Raw genomic sequence first — 20,417 nt, forward strand, 5'->3', positions numbered from 1 at the left:
CCAAACGCCGCACCCTCGCTGACCTGCTCTGCCGCACCGTCGTGGTCAAGGAGGCTGTGGTCCCCGAGGCGGTCACCGCCTGAGCCCGGATGCCGCTCTGGCGGTGACCGACGTCGTCGCCGGGAGGGACATTTCCCCTTCGAGCCCCCCATGGCCGGTCGGGCGATTCGGCCGTGAGTCCCGACTGCGCCGGCGGAGCCTCGCGTTCGTGCGGGTGCGTTTGTCGGGGCCGCCGTGGCGTACGAAGGCGTTATGGTTTCAGCCTTCCAGGGTGCCCAGTGGCTTCAGGGCGCCACCCTTGCGGATGAACGTGCGTAGGGCGACGGGCTCGCCCGCGTCGAAGCCGCGGACCCGGACCTGGCGGGCGCCCTCGGCCCCGGTGACGGCGACCGGCCCCGGGTTGCCACCCAGGTCGGCGCTGCAGCGGGGCCGCCCGTCGACCTCGATGTCGGCGCGGTCGACCCCCAGCACCCCGAACGTGGCGGTGAGGTCGCCCCCGGCCTCGGAGAGTTCGACGTCGAAGCGGCGCGCCGGGGACTTCTCGAGCAGGGCCACCGCCGCGGCCAGCAGGTCGGCGTCGTCCGAGACGATGTCGCGGCGGGTCGTGCTGTGGCGTTCGTTGGGCACGACGCCGTAGTCCTCCAGCGGGGTGCCCGCGTTGGCCCCGACCCGCAGCACCCGGCGGATGACGAAGGACAGGCCGGCGCCCAGCGGCAGCGGCTTGAAAGGCTCGGACAGCGAGCCGATCAGGTCGGCCAGCTGCCAGACGTTGCCGCCGCCGGCGCCGGTGTTGCCGTCGGTGCCGAGCACGAGGCCGATGCCGTTGTCCTGGAAGCCGGCCGCGAAGATGTCGGTGGCCGAGTAGCAACGGGCGTCGGTCAGCAGCACGACCGGGCCGAAGTAGGACTGCGGGACGGCGTCGAACCATTCGCGCTCGGTGAACGGGATGCCCGCCGAGTAGGGCGCGCCCGATTCGAGCGCCTGGTCCATCGACTTGAGCCACGGGTTGAGGTCGTCGCGGGTGCGGCACAGGCGCAGGTTGAGCGCGGTGGCCGCGAACTGGGCCGGCTCCGGCTCGACCGGGCGGGCGGTGAGCGCCTGCAGGCACAGCTCGGAGGCGACGACCGCGCCGCCGCCGTTGCCGCGCACGTCGAGCACGAGCCCGTCCGGGGGCAGCGCGCCGAGCAGCCGGGCGAACTCGCGGACGAACGCCACGATGCCGCCTGCCGTGGGCATGAACGTACGGATGCGCAGGTGACCGACCGTGCGGCCGCCCACGGCGACGCGGCGCGCCTCGAAGACGGTCGACAGGTCGGGGGCGACCGGGACCACGCCGGGGTCGTCGGTCGCGAGCTCCTGCCCGGTCTCCTCGGCGGCCAGGGCCGCGGGCGCGAACAGGGCGGCGCGCAGCCGGGCGAGCTGGGCGCCCTCGATGTCGACGCCGAGCTGGGTGTCGGTGGTCGCGCTGGGGCCCTCGGCGACCGGCGTGATCGCGGTCGCGTTCCAGGTCAGCCGGGTCTCCTGGGCCTGACCGGACTGGTCGAGATAGCCGACGGTGATCCAGTCCTCGTCCGGGGGTGGCGCGAAGGCCAGCGACCGTACGGTGAACATCTGCAACGCCCGGGCGTGGCGCGCGTCGGCGTTGGCGCCCGGCAGCCGGTCGCCGAAGCGTTCGACGGCCCGCGCGATCGGCACGCCGTTCCAGTGGGTCACCTCGACGCCCGGGCGGAAGCCCTGCAGGTCAAAGTCGGCCTGGCGCTTGCTGACCAGATAACGCTTGCGACCGTCCTCGGTGAACTCCTTGAGCAGGAACGGCAGGAACACCGCGGCCCCGTTGAAGGGCTGCGGCAGCGTGTAGCGGGTGTGCAGGTCGCGCAGCGAGTTGAAGACGTCGACGAGCTCGGCGTGCATGCGCCATTCGAGCTCGGGGTCGCCGTCGCGGTCGAGCCGCTGCGAGAGCAGGCGCAGCCGCTGCAGCGGGTTGATGCCGTAGCGCGCCATCTTGAACGGCAGCAGCGCGTAATTCTGCTCAAGCACGAGCAGCGCCTGCTGGACGATCAGTTTGCGCTGGGCGTTCGTGAGGCGCCCGATCTCGGTCGCGCCGAGAAAATCCGTGAGCGAAACAGCCTGGGTCATGTCTATCCCCTCCCGACGCGAAGGGGTTCAGCGTAGGTCCGCGGATACCACCCGCCACTGTCCGATCAAGGACCCATCGACAGGGACCACACCCCAGACGTACGCCACGTCGGCCCGGACAAACGCACCAGCACGAACGCGAGGCTCTCCAAGATCGTTGGCCAAGATCGTTGGTTCCAACCTGCCACCGCCTCCCCCTCCCGCCCGGGTGTGGCTCCGACCCTATTTGATCAGGAGCGGTGGATCGGGGTTGTCCACAGCCGCGGGACTTGTCCACAGGGCGGCTACGGGCGGGTTGACACGGCGACCGGGGTCAGTCCTAGCGCCGTGACGGGCGGTACTGACTGTCCGGCGTTGATCCCGCGGGCCGTAACGCCCGACCGCCGTCACGGCGGTCGGGCGCAACGCGTCATATCGACGGGACGGGCTCGGTGAGTCCGTTGCGTGGGGTCCGCTCGACCCAGGCCACGATCGGGCGGGCCGCGGCCCACGCGACGACGAAGATGCCGGCGATCAGCCACCAGCCCCACCCGCCGGTGTGGATGGCCAGGAACGTCAGCGACGCCGGGCCGAGCATCTTGGTCACGCCGCCGACCGACTTGCTGGCCCCCAGATAGGCGCCGCGCTGCTCGGCCGGCGGGATCTCGGTCTGCAGATACCACTGCGCGCCCGACATCCACAGCTCGGTCGCCGTGAGCAGCACGATGGCGAACGCGAGGAGGGCGATCGTGGCCCAGCCGTGGGTCGCCCCGCTGAGCGCGACGACCGGGCACGCGGCCACGCTGGCCAGCGCCGCCCAGCGCAGCAGGCGGGTCGACCCGGTCAGGCTGTCGGCGCCCCGGGTGGCCCGCACCTGCAACGCCACCGCCATCACGGTGTTGATCGCGAAGAGCACGCCGAGCAGCGGCTTGGGCGCGTCGGTCATGGTGATCGCCCACAGCGGCACGACCTCGCCGAAGAGGGTGGCGTTGAGCCAGAGCACCCCGAAGAGCGAGGCCAGCGCCGTGTACGGGTGATCGCGCAGGACGCCCCACGGGCTGGGTTGCCGCTCCCGGGTCGTCCGCAACGAGGGCTGGGCCGGCATCCGCGCCACGAAGAGCGCGTTCAAAGCCAGCCCCGCCGCGTTGGCCAGCACCAGCACCAGCAGGCCGGCCCGCGAGTCGAGCGCCAGCGCCGCCGCACCCAGCCCGGATCCGACGGTGAAACCCACATTGAGGTACGCCCGGGCGAACGCCATCGTGCGTACGCGCTCCTCACGCCGCACGGCCGCCGCCATGTAGACCATGCGCCCCGCGTTGGCGAACGTGTCGGCCGTCGCCTCGATCGTGATGAGCACGAGGAACATCCAGAACCCGTCGGTGAACGGGTATGCCGCGAAGGTGGCCGCCCCGCCCAGCGCCCCGAGCACCCACGCCCGGCGGCCGCCGATCCGGTCGGCCAGGTGCCCCAGCGGCAACGAGCCCACCAGGCCGACGAGGCCCGCCAGCGAGAAGCCGAGCCCGACCTGGATCGGCGACAGCCCGACATAGAGGGTGAAGAACACGACGCTGCCGGTCAGGAACGTGCCGCCACCGATGCCGAGCAGGGCCGACTGGGTCGCCAGCCGCCTAGGCAATCCGGGCGGCGGCAGCACTTTACTCAACGATCCCCGTAAATCCCCCATGTCGGCATCGCACCATGATCATCCGAGGTCGGCAACCCCGTTTCGCCTTGGCCCAGGCCGCTACCTTGAGCAGGTGCGAACAGTGACGGTCACGGCGCTCGACGGGGCGCGGTGGGATGTGCGGGTGGTCTGGGAGCCGCGGTGGCGCGCGATGGCCCGGCGGTTCGGCGGTTGGCGTTCCAAGCGCCGCCACGACGTCGACGCCGGCGACGTCCTGAGCGGCGGGGCCGACGTCTCCAGCAACCTCGGAAGCAGCGGCGGCAGCTCCAGCATCGCCGACGAACTGGTGATCGTCGCGGTTGTGCTGTTCGCTTTCGTGCTGGCGGCGGTTCTGTTCTGGTGGGTCCTGCTGCCACTCCTGCTGATCATCCTGGACGGGCTGATCGTGCTGGCTCTGCTGGCCGCTTCGGCGGTGGCGCGGGTGCTCTTCCGGCGGCCGTGGATCGTACGGGCGGCCTCGGGGAGCGGCGAGGTCAGCGAGGTCGAGGTCGTCGGCTGGCGGGCCGCCCTGCGCCGCCGCGACGAGATCGCCGACTCACTGAGCCACGGCCTCACGCCCGTGCCCGGAGAACAGCCGTTGGTTCGGAAGTCAGCGCCAACCCAACCGAACTAGCTCCCAGGACGCACCGGAGCAGATTCACGTTGGCCTTACTCCGGGTCGAGCTGCCGCATCAGCCTGGCGACCGAACCTCGCTGGACATCAACCGGAACGTGTCGCTGTGTTGCCGAGAAGGCGCCCGGTTCTGTCGTCTCGGTTGCCGAGGCCCAGTGCCTCGCCAAGAGCGCGTTCGCGGTTGAGGTGTCCACGGGGTGGCCCTCAGCCTGGCCGAGAAACTCCACCAGTCCCGCGACTTCCCCAACGAGTTCCTCATCGAGCTCGTCGTCGGCCAAGCCGGTCAGGTAATCGAGCCGGTCCGAGACGGCCGCGTAGATCAGCCCGATGTATTTGTCCTCAGGGTCTGAATTCTCCAACGTCACCAAAACTTGATACAACTCGGTCGCCCGAAGGAGATTTTCGGAATAGATGCAATCCCTGATCTCCTCGGTGACCCTCGTGTGGACCGACCGGCGGAATCGCCGACTGCTCTCCGTCGGGATCATCCTGCTCGCTGATAATGCGTTGGCCAGCTCGACGAGGTGTTCTTCGGGCAGCGCCTCGAGGTCCAGTTCCTCGCAACGGCTGCTCACGTAACTCGCCGATGGTGACAAACCCAGAAGCTCGGCCGTCGAGAGCGCCCAGACGAGGTAGGAGGCCAGGCTCTCCTCCTCGTGCCAATAGGAGTCGGGCACCGTTGCTTCGGCCGAACGATCATGTCTTCGACGAGCGAGGGATTGTCGCTGAGGAAGCGGAGGACCGTTGCATTACTGGAAGAGCGAGCCACCTGCATCAAGCGGTACGCCGGGAAGTGGTGGTCCACCGATGCCACCAAGGCGGACAGATCGGCCCGGCCGAGCTCCAGGTTTGGTCTCGCCGGTCAGGAACAGGATCTCCAGCAGCTCGACGGCCTCGCGGGAAAGCTCATTTTCGACGATTCTTTCCCAGATGTGCAGCGGATCTTCCAGGTTGGCGAGGAGGTGAGCGACGACATCCGGTGTTCCCGGACCGGCCAGCCTCATCGTCTCCTCGATGAGTCGCGGGCTGAAACGCCGATGCGACACGATGGGCTCCCAGACTTCCGGTTGGCCGAAGCGCGCCTTCTCCTCTTGCCTGATGGAGCTCCGCGACACGTAGTTGTAGACGATCTGACCGCGCATCTCGAAGTCGAGGTCACTCAGTTCGACCACGCTGGTCACGATCGAGACGTCGGGGCCGCCGAGCCGGTCGGAACCACGCTGAGCCTCGCCGAGGATGTGGCTGCGAGTGGTCATGACGAGGGCCTTGCCGGGCGTCCTGCGGATCCGGCTGATCATCGACACCAGCCGGCGGTCCTCATTGTCTCTGGGCCGATCGAGCATGGTCTGGCCGAGAAAGTCGTCGTAGAGGAAGACCTGCTGCTCATCGTCGCGCCACAGTTCGTCGATCTCATCGACGTCCCTCCTGACCTCGTGGACCTGGAAGCCGTGACCCATGTGCCAGTAAGCCAGCATCATCGCGACCGTCGTCTTGCCGACGCCGGGCGCACCAGTGATCACGCAGACGCGCTGGGCGGCCAGCACTTGGGCGGCGCGTACAAATCCGTAGTGAGGCACGAACGTCTCGGCCGTGCGGGTCAGTTCGTCGCGCAACCAGGAGGATCGCAGGTGGCTTGCCCGGTCCAGGACGGTTCGCAGGACGGCGGTGCTGCTCAGCCACAGGCGGAAGTGGCGCTCGACGAGCCGGGGGCGGTCGCGCAGGGCGCCGACGATATCGTCCAGACCATAAATGTCGGACGGCGTTCTGAGGGCCGGCGCGAAAGTATCGAGAATGACCTGTTTGTTGTGCGGCGTCAGTCCGACGGACACCGCGAGCAGGAAGCGGTCCGGCTTCAGGTTACGGACCTTGGGCGCCTCATCGGTCTTCAGCCTGCTGAGGAGAGCGCTGGTCCCGGAGCCGTGCCAGTGTTTGCACTGCACGATCACGGTGTGGCCGTCGTCCGAGACATGCCGGAGGTCGATGCCGCCGTCCGGGCCAGGGGTGAAGACCTCCAGAGGGAAACCGAGGATCTCGCCGAACAGGTCGCGGCACACCTCCTCGAACTCCCGATAGTTCAAGCGTCCGAGGTCGAATCCGTCCACCATGCCCTGCCCATCTCCGCGTTCATCAGAGGGTGGCAGGTTATATCGGCGCTAGGACACGGGCAGGCGGCGGCGGTCCGGTTTGGCGGCCCATGAGACGCCCAGTTCTGAGGGCAGGGTGAGGGTGTCGGCGGAGAGGCGGAGCAGGCCGTTGATGCCGGGGATCGTGCTGTTCGGCACGTCGATGAGCTGGGGGGTCGGGGTGTCGGGCAGGGTGAGGGCCTCCAGCACGGTGGAGAAGTCGATCGTGGACTCCAGGGGGACGAGCAGGTCGGTGCCGGTCGTGCGGTGGTCGAGCAGGTTGGTCAGCAGGTCGGTGCGGCCGGGCACCTCGACGAGGGCGGGGTCGCCGGGGAGGGCCAGGCGGTCGGTGGGGTATTCGAGCAGGGCCCGGCCGAACGGGCCGCGGGCCTCGATCTCGCCGGCGATGAAGTCCTCGCCGGCCAGGGTGACGGCGACCAGCAGGGTCAGGCCGTTCTCGAACGTGATGCGGGCGAAAGCCGTGTCCTCGACCTCGATCGGGCGTACCCGGTAGCGCTCGACCTCCAGCAGCCGCGGGCGGCCGGCGCCGGCCGCCGAACCAGACGCCAGGGCCTGCATCACGGCGTGGGCGAGCGGGTTGACCAGGGCGCCGTCGACCACGGGGCGGCCGGCGACCGTGCGGCGGCCGGCCCAGGGGGAGCGGGCGTAGTAGGCGTCGTCGCGTTTCCATGAGGCCACCGCGGTCAAGGCCGTGAGCGACGGATCGAGGGCAGCTCGGAAGCGGGTCCACGCGCGCGAGCCGAGCGCCTGGAAGCCGACCTGGCAGGCCCGGCCGGCTCGCGACACGGCTTCGACGAGCGTGTGGTGCGCGGCCAGCGAGGTCACCGGCGGCTTCTCGAGCAGCAGGTCGCAGCCGGCGTCGAGGGCGTCGAGGGCGATCGGCAGGTGGGTGTGCGGCGGCGTGCAGATCACCACGACGTCGGGGCGGGTCTCCGTCAGCAGGGCGCGGTGATCCGTGAAGGCGGGCGCATCGGGCGGAGGATCGATCGGCGCCAAGTCAGCGAGACCCACCAGCTCGACTGAATCCGACAAATCCGAAATGCGCCGACGATGCCACCTGCCGTGACCGTTAGCGCCGATCAAAGCAACCCGAGTCTTCACACCGCACCGGCCAGAGTTGCCGCCACTCCGTGCTTCTCGAAGGCGGTCAGCCACTCGACCAGCGCGGCCCGGAAAGAAGCGTCCTCGGCCAGCGCCGGCGTGAACACGGTGTCCAGCCCGAGCAGCGCGTCGACCACGCCGTCGGGAGTCGAGGGTGCCGCGGCGAGCCGGGCTCGGATGCGGTCGGCTAGCGGGTCGTTCAACGGCAGCGGCTGGCCGTCGTCGGAGACGCCCTGGACGAAGCGCATCCACGCCGCGACCACCAGGGCGCCCCAGCGCGGCACGCTGCCGGCCGCGAGCCGGTCCTGCACTGTTTGCAGCACCCGTTGGGGCATCTTCTGCGAGCCGTCCATCGCCACCTGCACAGTCTGATACTCGATGGCCGGGTTCTCGAAGCGCGTCAACACCTCTTCCCCGTACGCGATGGTGTCGACCCCGGACGGCGGGTCGAAGCTGGGTGCCACGTCGCAGGCGATGTACTGCCGCACGACTTCGTGCATGCCCGGCAGCTCCAAAGCTGAGGCGATCGTCGAGCGACCCGCCACCGCACCGAGGTAGGCGATCGCCGAGTGCACGCCGTTGAGCGTGCGCAGCTTGAGCCGCTCGTACGGGCGGGGGTCTGAAGTCATCACCGCCCCGGCCTGTTCCCACGCGGGCCGCCCGGCCGGGAAGTCGTCCTCGATCACCCAAGCCGAATAGGGCTCGCCGTTCACCGCGGCCTGATCCCGTACGCCCAACGCCTGGGCCGCGCCCGCGAGTGTCACCGGTGTCGTGGCCGGCACGATCCGGTCGACCATGGAACCCGGGAACGTGACGCTCTCGCGGACCCAGTCGCCGATCGCCGTGGCCGCCGCGAGTTTGTCGATCAGGCCGCGCAGGCGGTGGCCGTTGGCCGGCAGGTTGTCGCAGCTGGCCAGCGCGATCGGTCCCGCGTCGGCCTTTCGCCGGGCGCACAGGCCGCGGATCAGCAGGCCGGGCACGGTCTGCGGGGGCCGCCCGGTCTCGAGGTCGGCCCGCAGGTCGTCGTCGAGCAGCAGCCGCCCCGTGGCCGCGTCGAGCTTGTAGCCCTTCTCGGTGACGGTCAGCGTGACGATCTTGATTTTGGGGTCGGCCAGCAGCGCCACCACGGCGTCGGGGTCGGCGGCGGCCCGCAGCTGCCCGGCCGAGGAGCCGATGACCCGGGTGCTGTTACCGGCCGGGTCGAGCGTGGTCACGCTGAACAGCCCGTCCTGCGTGCGCATGGCGTCGTAGACCTCCGGCGAGCGCGGCGCGACCCCGACGATGCCCCAGTCGCCACCGGCCGCGGCCATCGCGTCCTCGGTGAAGACGGCCTGGTGCGCCCGGTGGAAAGCGCCCAGTCCGAGGTGGACGATGCCGGCCGCGGGGGTGTCGATCCGGGGCCGGGCGGCGGCGGGCACCTGGGCCAGCGTCGAACGGTTCAGTTCCATGCCGGGCCGTCCGGGAACGAGAACTGCGCGATCGAGGCCGGGCGCATGTCGGAGCTGTAGCCCGGTTCGGTGGGCACCAGATAACGACCTTCCCGCGTACGGACGGGGTCGGTGAAATGCTCGTGCAGGTGATCGACGTACTCGACCATGCGGCCGTCCAGCGACGTGCCCACGCGCAGGTAGTCGAAGATCGCGATGTGCTGGACGAGCTCGCACAGCCCGACGCCGCCCGAGTGCGGGCAGACCGGCACGCCGAACTTGGCCGCCAGCAGCAGCTCGGCCAGCACCTCGGGGATGCCCGCGACCCGGCACGCGTCAACCTGCATCACGCGAATAGCCTCAGCTTGCAGGAGTTGCTTGAAGATGACGCGATTGGCCGCCACTTCACCGGTCGCCACCCGTACGGGGGAAACGGCTTTTTGAATGCGCGCGTGACCGAGCACGTCGTCGGGATGCGTGGGCTCCTCGATCCAGTAGGGGTCGAACTCGGCCAGCCGGGCCATGTTGGTGATCGCCTCGTCGACGCCCCAGATCTGGTTGGCGTCCATCATGAGCAGCGCGTCGGGGCCGATCTCGGCGCGGATGATCCCGGCCCGCCGCACGTCGTCCTCGATCGGGCCGCCGACCTTCATCTTCATCGCGCGCCAGCCCTCGGCGTACGCCTGCTTGGTCAGGGCCCGCACCTTGTCGTCGGGGTAACCGAGCCAGCCGACGCTGGTCGTGTAGGACGGGAAGCCGTCTTTCTGGAGAAGCGCCAGCCTGTCCGCGAGCCCGTCCCGGCCCTTGTCGAGGATCGCAGCCGCCTCCTCGGGCGTCAAAGCGTCCGAAATATGCCGGAAGTCCACCGCGGCCACGAGATCCTCGGTCGGCAGGTCAGCGAGGAACTGCCACATCGGCTTGCCTGCCAGCTTGGCCTTCGCGTCCCACACCGCGTTGACCACCGCACCGGTCGCCATGTGCAGCGCGCCCTTCTCGGGCCCGATCCAGCGCAGCTGCGGATGCGCGGTCAGCGAGCGCAAGAACGCCAACGGGTCGGAAGAAAGGTCCACCCCGATCAGGGACGGAGCCAGAGCCCGTACGGCGGCGCAGGTGATCTCATTGCCCTGCCCGTTGGTGAAGGTGAACCCGGTTCCGGTCACGCCGCCGTCGGTCGCGAGCTCGACATACGTCGCCGAGTAGTCGCCCCGGTTGATCGAGTCGGAGCCGTCCCCGGCCGCGGCGGTCGGGAACCGTACGTCGTGCACGGTGACGCCCGTAATCGTGGTCATGCCTTCTCCAGCTTGAAGATCCGCTTGGGCAGGTGGTAGGCGAGGTCGGCCATCGTCTCGGCCGCCTCCGGGAACGGCAGCCGGTCCTGCACGACGAGCGAGGCCAGGTAGGCGGCGTCGACCCGGCGCGCGACGTCATGGCGTACGGGAATGGAACAGAAGGCCCGGGTGTCGTCGACGAACCCCGCGGTGTTGTAGAAGCCGGCCGAATCGGTGACCGACTCGCGGAAGCGGCGCATCGCGTCCGGCGTGTCGAGGAACCACCACGGCGCGCCCAGGAACAGCGCCGGATATCCGCCGGCCAGCGGGGCCAGCTCGCGGCTGAACGCGGTCTCGTCCAGCGTGTAGAGCACGATCCGCAGGCGAGAGTCCATCCCGTACGCGTCCAGCAGCGGCCGCAGTGAGCGGACGTAGTCGGTCGCCTGCGGGATGTCGCCGCCCACGTCCCGGCCGTGCGCGGCGAACAGCGCGCGGTTGTGGTCACGCGACGCGCCCGGGTGCAGCTGCATGACCAGGCCGTCGTCGATCGACATGCGGGCGAACTCGAGGATCATGTGCGCGCGGAACGTCTCGGCGTCGGCCGCGGACACGTCGCCCCGCAACCCGCGTTCGTAGAGCTTGGCGGCATCGGCGGGGGAGAGCTTGATCGTACGGGCGGTGGGGTGCCCGTGATCCGACGAGGTGGTGCCGGCCTCGATGAACGCCTCCCGCCGGCGCTGCAGGGCGGCCAGATAGCCGGCGTACGTGGTGGTGTCCTCGCCGGCCAGTTCGCCCATCCGCGCCACGTTGCCGGCCCAGCCGTCGCGCTCGAGATCCACGACGTCGTCCGGGCGGAACGTGCTGATCACCCGGCCGCCCGGCCCGCCCCACCCGTCGGCGGCCAGCTTGGCGTGCCGGGACAGGTCGTCGGTGGGCGACTCGGTGGTGGCCAGCACCTCGATGCCGAACCGCTCGAACAGCGCCCGCGGGCGGAACTCCGGCTCGGCCAGGCGCGCGGCGATCGCGTCGTACAGGTCGTCGGCCGTGTCCTTGGTGAGCGGGATGTCGACCTGGAAGACCGTGCGGAACGTCTGCTCCAGCCACAGCCGCGACGGGGTGCCGCGGAACAGGTGCCAGTTCGCGGCGAGCAGGCGCCAGATCGCGCGGGGATCGGTCTCGACCGGGCCGCCGTCGCGCCGGGGCACGCCCAGGCGGTCGGGCGGGATGCCCTGGCTGAGCAGCATCCGCGTGACGTAGTGGTCGGGCACGATGAGCAGCCGCGCGGGATCGCCGAACGGCTCGTCGTCGGCCAGCAGCGCCGGGTCGACGTGGCCGTGCGGGCTGATCAGGGGCAGGTCGCGGGCCACCGCGTAGAGGTCGCGGGCCAGGCCGGCGTGCCGCGGGTCGGTGACGAAGATGGGGTCGGGCACGGGCAGTTACTCCTTCTCGAGCAGGTCGTCGACCCGCACCGGCGCGGCGTCCCGCAGGCTCTGGTTGGCGGCGAGACCGGTGAGCAGGGCCAGGGCGCCGTCGCGGGCGGTGGCCGAGCGGTTCATCGGGTCGGTCTGCCCGCCCAGCAGCACGCCGGTCAGGCGCTTGTCGGCGCCGCCGTGGCCCTCGCGGTCGACGGGTTGCAGTTCGACGGCGTACGGGGGTGTCCAGTACGGCCGGATGGTCAGGGTCACCGAGCCCGACTCGGGGCTGGCACCGTGCTTGACCATGCCCGCGGCGCCGGGGCTGACGTGGTCGCTCTCGATCACCTCGAGCTCGAGCCGGCCCTTGCTGCCGTTGACCATCAGCCGGTAGCCCTCCCACGGGGCGTACGCGGTCAGGTGGTAGGTCATGGTGGCGCCGGTGTCATAGCGGACCAGCACGGCCAGATCGTCCTCGATGGTCACGCCGGGGGCGAAGACGTCCTGGTCACGGTGGTAGCCGTCCTCGTTCTGTGCGTCGAGGTAGAGCGCTTTGAGACGCGGATCGGCGGCCAGGTCGAGCGCGAACCGGTTGTTGTCGAGGCTTTTTCCGCGCCCTCGGTCGCCGTAGAAGAACAGCCGCCCGGACGCGTAGACCTCTTCCGGTTTTGCGCCCAGCCACCAGTTGACCAGGTCGAAGTGGTGGCCCGACTTGTGCACGAGCAGGCCGCCCGAGTTCGCCTTGTCGCGGTGCCAGCGGCGGAAATAGTCGGCGCCGTGCCGCACGTCGAGCAGCCACTCGAAGTGCACCGAGCCGATCTCGCCGATCTCGCCGCCCGCCAGCAGCGTGCGGACGACCTCGTGGACCGGGTTGAACCGGTAGTTGAAGGCGACCTGCACGCGGCGGCCGGTGCGCTCGACAGCGTCGAGGATGCGCCGGCAGCTGGGCGCGTCGACGGTCATCGGCTTCTCGGTGATGACGTCGCAGCCGGCCTCGAGCGCGGTGACGATGTGCCCCGCGTGCGTGCTGTCCACGCTGGTCACGATCAGCTCGTCCACCTTGTTCTCGGCGAGCATCCGCTCCAGGTCGGCGGCCTGATAGGTCGGCACGGGCTGTTTCAGCCAGCCGTTGTGCACGTCCATTCGCGCCTGGTTGGTGTCGGCCAGGGCGACCAGCTCGGCCGTGTCGGCGTGGTCGTCGGTGACCGCGCGGATGAACATCTCGGCTCGCGAGCCGGTGCCGATCACGGCGATCCGGTTTTTCCCGGCCATGCGTCCTCCCGGGGCAGCAAAGGTTTGCAGGGAAGTTAGACAGATCGATTTCAGGCCGTCAAGAACTCGGCGGTCTTGATGGTGGTTTGCCCGAATAAGAGCGCGTGCGGAGCGCTCCCATGCAACGTTTTCGTAATCCTGACCCATTGACTTGCGTGCAACCGCTTGCATTAATGGCTGTCATCACGTGACCGGGGCCACATCATCCGTGTCGTCCACTGGGGAGGTTTGCATGGCTGTCACCATTCGCGACGTGGCGCGGGCGTCCGGCGTGCACATCTCCACCGTGTCCCGCACGTTCTCGGCCCCGCATCTGGTCAACCCGAACACCCGCACCCGCGTGCTGGCCTGCGCCGAGCAGCTGGGCTACCGGCCCAACCGGGCCGCCCGCGCGCTGATCACCGGCCGCACCTACAACATCGGCCTGATCGTGGCCGACATCGCCAACCCGTTCTTCCCGCCGCTGATCAAGGCGGCGGAGAGCCAAGCCCGCAAGCACGACCACCACATCTTCGTCGCCGACACCAACGAGGACGCGGCCGTCGAGGAAGAGGTGGTGCGCGCCCTGGCCAAGCAGGTCGACGGCGTGCTGCTCGTCAGCCCCCGGATGAGCAACGCGCTGATCGAGCAGCTCAGCCGCGAGGTGCCGCTGGTCGTGGTGAACCGGCAGATCGCCGGCATCCCGGCCGTCGTGATGGACGTCGCCCGCGGCGCCCGGATCGCGATCGAGCATCTCACCGCGCTCGGTCACCGCCGGGTCGCCCTGGTCAGCGGCCCGCGCGGGTCGTGGACGAGCCGGGAGATCCGGCGCTCGGCCACCGCCACCGCCAAGACCGCCGGGGCCGAGCTCACCATCATCGGCCCCAACCCGCCGACCGAGGTCGGCGGGCTCACGATCGCCGAGGACGTGCTGCGGGCCGGCGCCACCGCCGTGCTCGCCTACAACGACCTCATGGCGATCGGTCTCATCGAGGGTCTGCTGGCCGCTGGGGCACGCGTGCCCGAGGACGTCAGCGTCGTCGGGATCGACGACATCATGCTCAGCCGGCTCACCCGTCCGAAGCTGACCACGGTGGCGACCCCCACCGCCGCCGCTGGTCGGGCGGCCGTCGACATGCTCCTCGCGCATGGCGACGACCGTCGCACCACCGCCCAGATACATCTGCAGACCGAACTGGTCATACGCGACTCGACGGGACGGGCATAGGGCCCGGGTCCGCACAGCCCTGCGGACCCGGGCAGCGCGAACGCCCCCGGAGGTGTCGCTTCTGCGAAGGAGAAGCGAACATGGAGCCCATCACGAGGGGCGGCACGCCCGCCCAACGTACTACCCGGCGCCGGTTACTCGCCGCCGCCCTAACAGTTCCGCTCCTGCTCGGCGCCGCGGCGTGCGGCGGCGACGACGATGCCTCCAGCGGCGGCAAGACCGAGTTGTCGATCTTCTGGTGGGGTGCGGAGAAGCGGGCCGAGCTGACCGACCAGGCGCTCGCGCTCTACACGCAGAAGCACCCGGACGTGACGTTCAAGAAGACCTGGCAGGGAAACCAGGGCTACTTCGACAAGCTGGCCACCCTCACGGCCGGCGGCAACGCGCCCGACATCTTCCAGATCGACGACAACTACATCTCCGAGTACGCGGGCCGCGGCGTCACCCTCGACCTGACGCCGTACACGCAGGACGGCAAGCTCGACGTCAGCAAGTTCCCGGAGAGCCTGCGCAAGTACGGCGAGGTCGACGGCAAGCTGGCCGGCGTCGCGATGGGCGAGAACACCCAGGGCCTGGTCTACAACAAGACGCTGCTGGAGAAGTTCAAGCTGCCCGAGCCCAAGACGGGGATGAGCTGGGAGGAGTTCATCAACTGGGCGGCCGACGTCTCGAAGAAGGCCAAGCTGCCCGGCACCCAGGACGCCAGCGCCGTCTATCAGGCGCTCTGGGTCTTCCTGCGGCAGAACGGCAAGGACCTGTACGCGGGCAAGCAGCTCGGCTTCGACGAGGCCGACATGACCAAGTGGTTCACGCTCTGGAAGGACGCCCGCGCCAAGGGGGCCACGCCGACGCCGGACGTCATCCACGAGGGCAACGCCAGCGACGTCAGCAAGCAGCTGATCGTGACGGGCAAGGCCGGCACGTCGTGGGTCTGGACCAACCAGATGCCCGAGCTCAAGAAGAACACCGAGGACGAGCTGGGCCTGATGGCCTACCCGGGTGACTCGAAGGTGCAGTGGGCGCGCGCGTCGCTCTACTTCTCGGCGTTCCGCGGCAGCAAGCACAAGGACACCGCGGTCGACGTGATCAACTTCCTGGCCAACGACCCGGAGGCCGCGAAGATCCTCGGCACCGACCGCGGCCTGCCGCCCAACACCGACATCCGCAAGCAGATCGCGGCCACGGTGACCGACCCCAACATGAAGCAGACCATCGCCGTCCAGGACGAGCTGGGCAAGCAGTTCGGGCCGAACCCGCCGACCGTGCCCCCGCAGGGCCACAGCAAGGTGCGTTCCGAGCTCGTCCGGGTGGCCGAGGAGGTCGTCTACGGGCGGCAGACCCCGGAGCAGGCCGCGGCGGCGTACGTGGCCGCGGCCAAGGCGGCGATCGGCGCCTCGTGACCGCCTCCACTCTGACCCGTGACCCCGCTGCCCCCGCCGCTCACCGGCCGGGGCGGCGGGTTCGCCGGCGCCGGGAGAACCTGGCCGGCTACGTGTTCCTCTCGCCGTGGCTGCTGGGCCTGCTCGGCATCACGGCTGTTCCCATGCTCATCTCGCTCTACCTGAGCTTCACCGACTACAGCCCGCTGATCTCGCTGAGCGACGCGAGCTGGGTCGGATTCGACAACTACCGGCGCATGTTCACGGCCGACCAGTCGTACTGGCACGCGGTCACCGTGACCATCACGTTCGCGCTGGTCGCGGTGCCGCTCAAGCTGGCCGCCGCGCTCGGGGTGGCGCTGCTGCTCAACCGCACGATGCGTGGCATCTCGGTGTTCCGCGGGCTGTTCTATCTGCCCTCGCTGCTCGGCGGGAGCGTCGCGCTGGCCATCGTCTGGGTCAGCATGTTCAACCGGGAGGGGGCCTTCAACTCGTTCCTGGCCCTCTTCGGCATCGAGGGCCTGCCGTGGGTCAACGACCCCGACTGGGCGCTCTACACGCTGATCCTGCTGGCGGTCTGGCAGTTCGGCGCCCCGATGGTGATCTTCCTGGCCGGGCTCAAGCAGGTGCCGGTCGAGCTGTACGAGGCGGCGTCGGTCGACGGGGCCAGCGCGTGGCGCAAGTTCGCGCACATCACGCTGCCGATGCTGTCGCCGGTCATCTTCTTCAACCTGGTGCTCGAGACGATCAACGGCTTCCAGGGCTTCACGTCCGCCTTCGTGCTCTCCAACGGCACCGGCGGGCCGGTCGACTCGACGCTCATGTACACGCTGAACCTCTACATCAAGGGGTTCGTCGAGCTCGACATGGGCTACGCGTCCGCCATGGCCTGGGTCTTCCTGCTCGTGATCGGCGCGATCACGGTGCTGCTGTTCTCGACGGGCCGCTTCTGGGTCCATTACTCCGACAACGAGGAGCGGTGATGAGCTCTGCAGCCGATCGCGCCGCACCGCCGAATCGCGGCCCGCTTGTGCGGTTCCTGGTCCTGCTGGTCATTGTGGCGGTGGTGCTCTACCCGCTGATCTGGATGATCGGCACGTCGGTCAAGTCCCCCCAGGAGATCGTCAGCAACATCGGGCTGATCCCGGAGAAGTTCACGCCGGGCAACTTCGCCGAGGGCTGGACCAAGTTCGACGTCAGCTTCGGGCGGTTCTTCCTCAACAGCGCGCTCGTCTCGCTGCTGACCGTGCTCGGCAACACGATCTCGTGCCTGCTGGCCGCGTACGCGCTGGGTCGCCTGCGGTTCCGGCTGCGCGGCGTCTGGTTCGCCGTCATGATCGGCACGCTGCTGCTGCCCGGCCACGTGCTGATCATCCCGCAGTACATCCTGTTCCGGACCCTCGGCTGGGTCGGCGGTGACTGGCCCTACCTGCCGTTGCTGGTGCCGGCGTTCCTGGCCACGGAGGCGTTCTTCGTGTTCCTGATCGTGCAGTTCATGCGGGGCATCCCCCGCGAGCTGGACGAGGCCGCGGTGATCGACGGCGCTTCCCCGTACGGGATCTTCCGGCACGTGATCCTGCCGCTGTCCCGCCCGGCCCTGGTCACGACGGCGATCTTCTCGTTCATCTGGACGTGGAACGACTTCTTTCGCCAGCTGGTCTTCCTGTCCGAGCTCAAGGACTACACGGCGCCGGTGGCCCTGACCCTGTTCATCGACTCCACCAGCGAGAGCGCGGTCGGGCCGATGTTCGCGATGTCGCTGCTGTCGCTGATCCCGGTGTTCCTGTTCTTCGTGGCCTTCCAGCGGCTGCTGGTCGAGGGCATCAACACCAGCGGCCTGAAGGGGTGAGGTTCTGATGCCGCACGACTGGCGCGACTCCCTGCGGCTGGTGGCCGACCTGGCCCTGCTCGGCATCGTGATGACGCTGGCCTGCCTGCCGGTCGTGACGGCGGGAGCGGCCGTCGGCACGGGCAGCGCCGCCCTCGACAAGCTGCTGACCATCGGCCGCTGGCCCACGGCGGCGGAGTTGTGGCGTTCCTTCCGTACGCGTCTCGTGCCCTGGATGTGGGCCGGCCCGCTGGTGCTCGCGGCCGCCTGGCTGCTCGCGATCGACGTGGCCGCCCTGCGCCGCGGTGCCGTCCCCGGCGGCCGCCCCCTGGTCGTCGTGTTGCTCGTGGTGGCCGCCCTGGCCGCCGGCTTCGTGGCGCTGGTGGCCGGGTTGTCGGCCCACCCCGATCCGCTAAGGCGGGCCCGTGCCCTCGTCGCGGCCCGCCCCGCGGTATTGCTCGCCGCGACCGGCGTGGTGCTGCTCGCGGCGCTGCTGGCCGCCTTCGTCCACCCGGCGCTGGTGCCGGTGCTGGCGGGCTGCACCCTGTTCGCCGTGCACGCCGTGCTGCGACGGCTCGCCCCGCGCGGTGGCGTGGAGGGCGCCGAGCAGGGTGAGCGCCTCGGCGCCGGGGCTGCCGGGCTCGGGCTGGTAGACGACCAGCATCTGACCCGGGGCCGCGCGTACGTCGAACGACTGTGAGGCGAGCGCGAGCCGCCCCACCCGCTCGACGGACTACTCCGACTTGTTCACGAAGTCGAGCGCGGCGGTGGCGAAGAGCGGGGACATGAAGACGCTGTAGTGGGTCAGGCCGGGCAGGATGGCCAGCGCGTGGCCGCCCTTGGGCCGGCCCTCGCCCATCCAGCCGCCGTCGCGCAGGCCGCCGTCGAGCAGGGCGAACACCTCGACGAAGTGCGAGGGCGGGCACATGTCGGCGTCGGCCGCGACGATCAGGGTCGGCACCTGCAGGTTGCGGACCTCTTCGGTGTAGTCGTAGTCGACGGCCATCGACTCGCCGATCTTGCCGAGCAGGCGGGGGAAGTCCTCCGGGCGGGGCGCGACCCGGGCGTACAGCTCGTACATCGGGGTCTCCTTCATGAACTCCGCCGCCTCGGGGCCGACCTGGCCCTGCTGCTCGAGGATCTCGGGATACGTCGCGTCGCGGCGGATGCCGGCCGACGCCGAGACCAGGCGGCCGACCTTCTCCGGGTGGCGGATCGCGAGCAGCAGGGCGACGCCGCCGCCGAGCGAATAGCCGACCACGTCGGGCTTCTCGAGGCCGAGGTGGTCGATCAGCGCGGCGATGTCGTCGGCCATGTGCTTGATGTCGATCGGCCGGTCGATGTCGGCGGTGCGGCCGTGGCCCTGCAGGTCGGGCAGGATGACCTGGCGGCCGGCGGCGAACTGGCCGACGAGCGGGCCGAACATCTCGCCCGAGCCGAGGCCGCCGTGCAGCAGGATCAGCGGGCGGCCCTCGCCGTGGGTCTCGTAATACAGGTTGATCCCGTTGACCTCGGCGTACTCGCCCTTGCCGAGCTGATCTGCGGTCCAGGTGTTCATGTCGGGCTCCTTCGTCGTCAGTTGCTCGTACGACCGGGCCCGTCATCTGAACTCATCGGTGTGAGCGGAAGTTTTTTCTGTCGTACCCCTGGGCTAGTTTCTTAGCCGTGAGCGACGTGGCCACCCCGATCGAGACCCAGCTCGAGGCCTTCCGGCCCGAGCTGACCGGTTACTGCTATCGCATGCTCGGCTCCGCCTTCGAGGCTGAGGATGCCGTTCAGGACACGCTTGTCCGCGCCTGGAAGAGCTATGAGAGCTTCGAGGGCCGCGCGGCCCTGCGCTCCTGGCTCTATCGCATCGCCACCAACGTGTGCCTGACCATGCTCGGCAGTGCGCAGCGGCGGGCCCGCCCGATGGATCTCGCGCCGGCCGGCTCCGGTCACGCGACCCACCCCGGCGAGCCGCGCCCCGACGAGATCTGGGTCGGCCCGGTGCCCGACGGGCGGGTGCTGGCCGCGGTGGCCGACCCGGCCCAGGTGGTGGCCGACCGCGAGTCGATCCGGCTGGCCTTCGTGGCCGCGCTGCAGCATCTGCCGCCCAAGCAGCGGGCCGTGCTGATCCTGCGCGAGGTGCTGGCCTGGTCGGCGCAGGAGGTGGCCGACCTCCTCGAGCTGTCGGTGCCCAGCGTCAACAGCGCGCTCCAGCGGGCCCGGGCCACGATCGCCTCGACCGACAAGGCCGCCCAGGTGCTCGAGCCCGGCGACGAGGAGCAGAAGAAGCTGCTCGCGCGCTATGTGCAGGCGTTCGAGGCGTATGACCTGACCGCGTTGACCGCCCTGCTCCACGAGGACGCGACGCTGTCGATGCCGCCGCTGCCGCTGTGGCTGCGCGGCCCCGACGACATCACCGCCTGGATGCGGGGCACCGGCGCCGGCTGCGAGGGCTCGCGCCTGCTCCCGGTGGTGGCCAACGGCCTGCCCGCCTTCGCCCAATATCGGCCGGCCGAGGACGGCGACGGTCACACCCCGTGGGCGTTGATCGTGCTGGAGATCTCAGCCGGGCGGATCGCCGGCGTCAACAACTTCCTCGACACCGAGCGTCTGTTCCCGCTCTTCGGCCTCCCCGAACGTCTGCCCGCCTGAGGCCAGGCCGCCCAGCCCGATCATCGAGAACAGGATTCTCAGGTCGGGCCGGGCGCCGGTCACGACGAACCGCCGGCCGTAGCGTCCGGCGGTGAGGCGCAGCCGGGCCAGGGCCTCGACGGTCACCAGGTCGGCGCGTGCCGCGGAGACGTCGCACTCCACGTCGCCGGGGCCGGCCCGCCCGCGCAGCAGGTCGGCCAGGCGCGTGCACAGGCACGGGATGTCCGCGCGGGTGACCGCCGCGCCTACAGCGAACGGAACCGTCATACCGGGTATGACTCGCCGGGCGGCCGGAACTCATCGGTGCCGGCGCCGGCCGGAGCCGAG

General features: G+C 69.8%; 18 protein-coding genes. 6 read left to right on the forward strand and 12 right to left on the reverse strand.

What is annotated here, in order from left to right; all coding sequences use genetic code 11:
- Positions 1 to 258: 258 nt before the first annotated feature.
- Both JKJ07_RS28310 and JKJ07_RS28315 read right to left on the reverse strand, forming a co-directional pair.
- Positions 259 to 2,136 carry a S41 family peptidase gene (locus JKJ07_RS28310; RefSeq protein WP_202994850.1) on the reverse strand — a complete coding sequence of 626 codons (1,878 nt, stop codon included), beginning with the start codon at positions 2,134 to 2,136 and terminating at the stop codon, positions 259 to 261.
- A gap of 409 nt (positions 2,137 to 2,545) precedes the next feature.
- Entirely contained in the window at positions 2,546 to 3,769 is a 1,224-nt protein-coding gene (locus tag JKJ07_RS28315) for an MFS transporter (RefSeq protein WP_307834472.1), read from the reverse strand.
- Positions 3,770 to 3,872: 103 nt separating this feature from the next.
- On the opposite strand from JKJ07_RS28315, the gene JKJ07_RS28320 reads away from it, so the two are divergent.
- Positions 3,873 to 4,412, forward strand: coding sequence for a hypothetical protein (locus JKJ07_RS28320; RefSeq protein WP_202994852.1), 540 nt, complete (start codon positions 3,873 to 3,875; stop codon positions 4,410 to 4,412).
- Between the two features lie 35 nt (positions 4,413 to 4,447).
- Here the strand turns inward: JKJ07_RS28320 and JKJ07_RS28325 are convergent, their stop codons facing one another.
- The 7 genes from JKJ07_RS28325 to JKJ07_RS28355 all read right to left on the reverse strand — a co-directional run bounded on the left by JKJ07_RS28325 (position 4,448) and on the right by JKJ07_RS28355 (position 13,036).
- Entirely contained in the window at positions 4,448 to 5,089 is a 642-nt protein-coding gene (locus JKJ07_RS28325; protein WP_202994853.1) for a hypothetical protein, read from the reverse strand.
- Between the two features lie 72 nt (positions 5,090 to 5,161).
- The gene (locus JKJ07_RS28330; protein ID WP_202994854.1) at positions 5,162 to 6,517 is read right to left on the reverse strand and encodes an nSTAND3 domain-containing NTPase; all 1,356 of its coding nucleotides are present in this window, start codon (positions 6,515 to 6,517) and stop codon (positions 5,162 to 5,164) included.
- A gap of 48 nt (positions 6,518 to 6,565) precedes the next feature.
- Positions 6,566 to 7,711, reverse strand: coding sequence for a Gfo/Idh/MocA family protein (locus JKJ07_RS28335; protein WP_307834450.1), 1,146 nt, complete (start codon positions 7,709 to 7,711; stop codon positions 6,566 to 6,568).
- Positions 7,654 to 9,105 carry a mannitol dehydrogenase family protein gene (locus JKJ07_RS28340; RefSeq protein ID WP_202994856.1) on the reverse strand — a complete coding sequence of 484 codons (1,452 nt, stop codon included), beginning with the start codon at positions 9,103 to 9,105 and terminating at the stop codon, positions 7,654 to 7,656. Before JKJ07_RS28340 ends, JKJ07_RS28335 begins: the two co-directional genes overlap by 58 nt.
- A complete protein-coding gene (locus JKJ07_RS28345; RefSeq protein WP_202994857.1) occupies positions 9,096 to 10,373 on the reverse strand; it encodes an enolase C-terminal domain-like protein in 1,278 nt (425 codons plus the stop codon). Before JKJ07_RS28345 ends, JKJ07_RS28340 begins: the two co-directional genes overlap by 10 nt.
- Positions 10,370 to 11,788, reverse strand: coding sequence for a glucuronate isomerase (uxaC, locus tag JKJ07_RS28350; protein ID WP_202995144.1), 1,419 nt, complete (start codon positions 11,786 to 11,788; stop codon positions 10,370 to 10,372). The genes JKJ07_RS28345 and uxaC overlap by 4 nt, the downstream gene beginning before the upstream one ends.
- Positions 11,789 to 13,036 carry a Gfo/Idh/MocA family protein gene (locus JKJ07_RS28355; protein ID WP_202994858.1) on the reverse strand — a complete coding sequence of 416 codons (1,248 nt, stop codon included), beginning with the start codon at positions 13,034 to 13,036 and terminating at the stop codon, positions 11,789 to 11,791.
- Positions 13,037 to 13,268: 232 nt separating this feature from the next.
- Between JKJ07_RS28355 and JKJ07_RS28360 the strand changes: the two genes are divergently transcribed.
- From JKJ07_RS28360 to JKJ07_RS28375, 4 genes are all read left to right on the forward strand, one after another.
- Positions 13,269 to 14,243, forward strand: a complete 975-nt coding sequence (locus JKJ07_RS28360) for a LacI family DNA-binding transcriptional regulator (RefSeq protein WP_202994859.1) — start codon at positions 13,269 to 13,271, stop codon at positions 14,241 to 14,243.
- 80 nt (positions 14,244 to 14,323) lie between these two features.
- Positions 14,324 to 15,643, forward strand: coding sequence for an ABC transporter substrate-binding protein (locus JKJ07_RS28365; protein ID WP_202994860.1), 1,320 nt, complete (start codon positions 14,324 to 14,326; stop codon positions 15,641 to 15,643).
- Entirely contained in the window at positions 15,640 to 16,605 is a 966-nt protein-coding gene (locus JKJ07_RS28370) for a carbohydrate ABC transporter permease (protein WP_202994861.1), read from the forward strand. The genes JKJ07_RS28365 and JKJ07_RS28370 overlap by 4 nt, the downstream gene beginning before the upstream one ends.
- On the forward strand, positions 16,605 to 17,471 hold the full coding sequence (locus JKJ07_RS28375) for a carbohydrate ABC transporter permease (RefSeq protein ID WP_202994862.1): 867 nt from the start codon (positions 16,605 to 16,607) through the stop codon (positions 17,469 to 17,471). Before JKJ07_RS28370 ends, JKJ07_RS28375 begins: the two co-directional genes overlap by 1 nt.
- Before the next feature lie 391 nt (positions 17,472 to 17,862).
- Here JKJ07_RS28375 and JKJ07_RS52280 read toward each other — a convergent pair whose 3' ends face one another.
- Together JKJ07_RS52280 and JKJ07_RS28385 are read right to left on the reverse strand one after the other, a co-directional pair.
- Positions 17,863 to 18,171 carry a hypothetical protein gene (locus JKJ07_RS52280; protein ID WP_369077006.1) on the reverse strand — a complete coding sequence of 103 codons (309 nt, stop codon included), beginning with the start codon at positions 18,169 to 18,171 and terminating at the stop codon, positions 17,863 to 17,865.
- Between the two features lie 12 nt (positions 18,172 to 18,183).
- On the reverse strand, positions 18,184 to 19,008 hold the full coding sequence (locus tag JKJ07_RS28385) for an alpha/beta fold hydrolase (RefSeq protein ID WP_202994864.1): 825 nt from the start codon (positions 19,006 to 19,008) through the stop codon (positions 18,184 to 18,186).
- Positions 19,009 to 19,115: 107 nt separating this feature from the next.
- Here JKJ07_RS28385 and JKJ07_RS28390 point away from each other — a divergent pair, with 107 nt between their 5' ends.
- The gene (locus tag JKJ07_RS28390; RefSeq protein WP_202994865.1) at positions 19,116 to 20,090 is read left to right on the forward strand and encodes a sigma-70 family RNA polymerase sigma factor; all 975 of its coding nucleotides are present in this window, start codon (positions 19,116 to 19,118) and stop codon (positions 20,088 to 20,090) included.
- Here JKJ07_RS28390 and JKJ07_RS28395 read toward each other — a convergent pair.
- Positions 20,001 to 20,357, reverse strand: a complete 357-nt coding sequence (locus tag JKJ07_RS28395; protein WP_202994866.1) for an STAS domain-containing protein — start codon at positions 20,355 to 20,357, stop codon at positions 20,001 to 20,003. The genes JKJ07_RS28390 and JKJ07_RS28395 overlap by 90 nt on opposite strands.
- Positions 20,358 to 20,417: the final 60 nt, after the last annotated feature.

It is taken from the genome of Paractinoplanes lichenicola, from assembly GCF_016785085.1.
Taxonomy (GTDB): domain Bacteria; phylum Actinomycetota; class Actinomycetes; order Mycobacteriales; family Micromonosporaceae; genus Actinoplanes; species Actinoplanes lichenicola.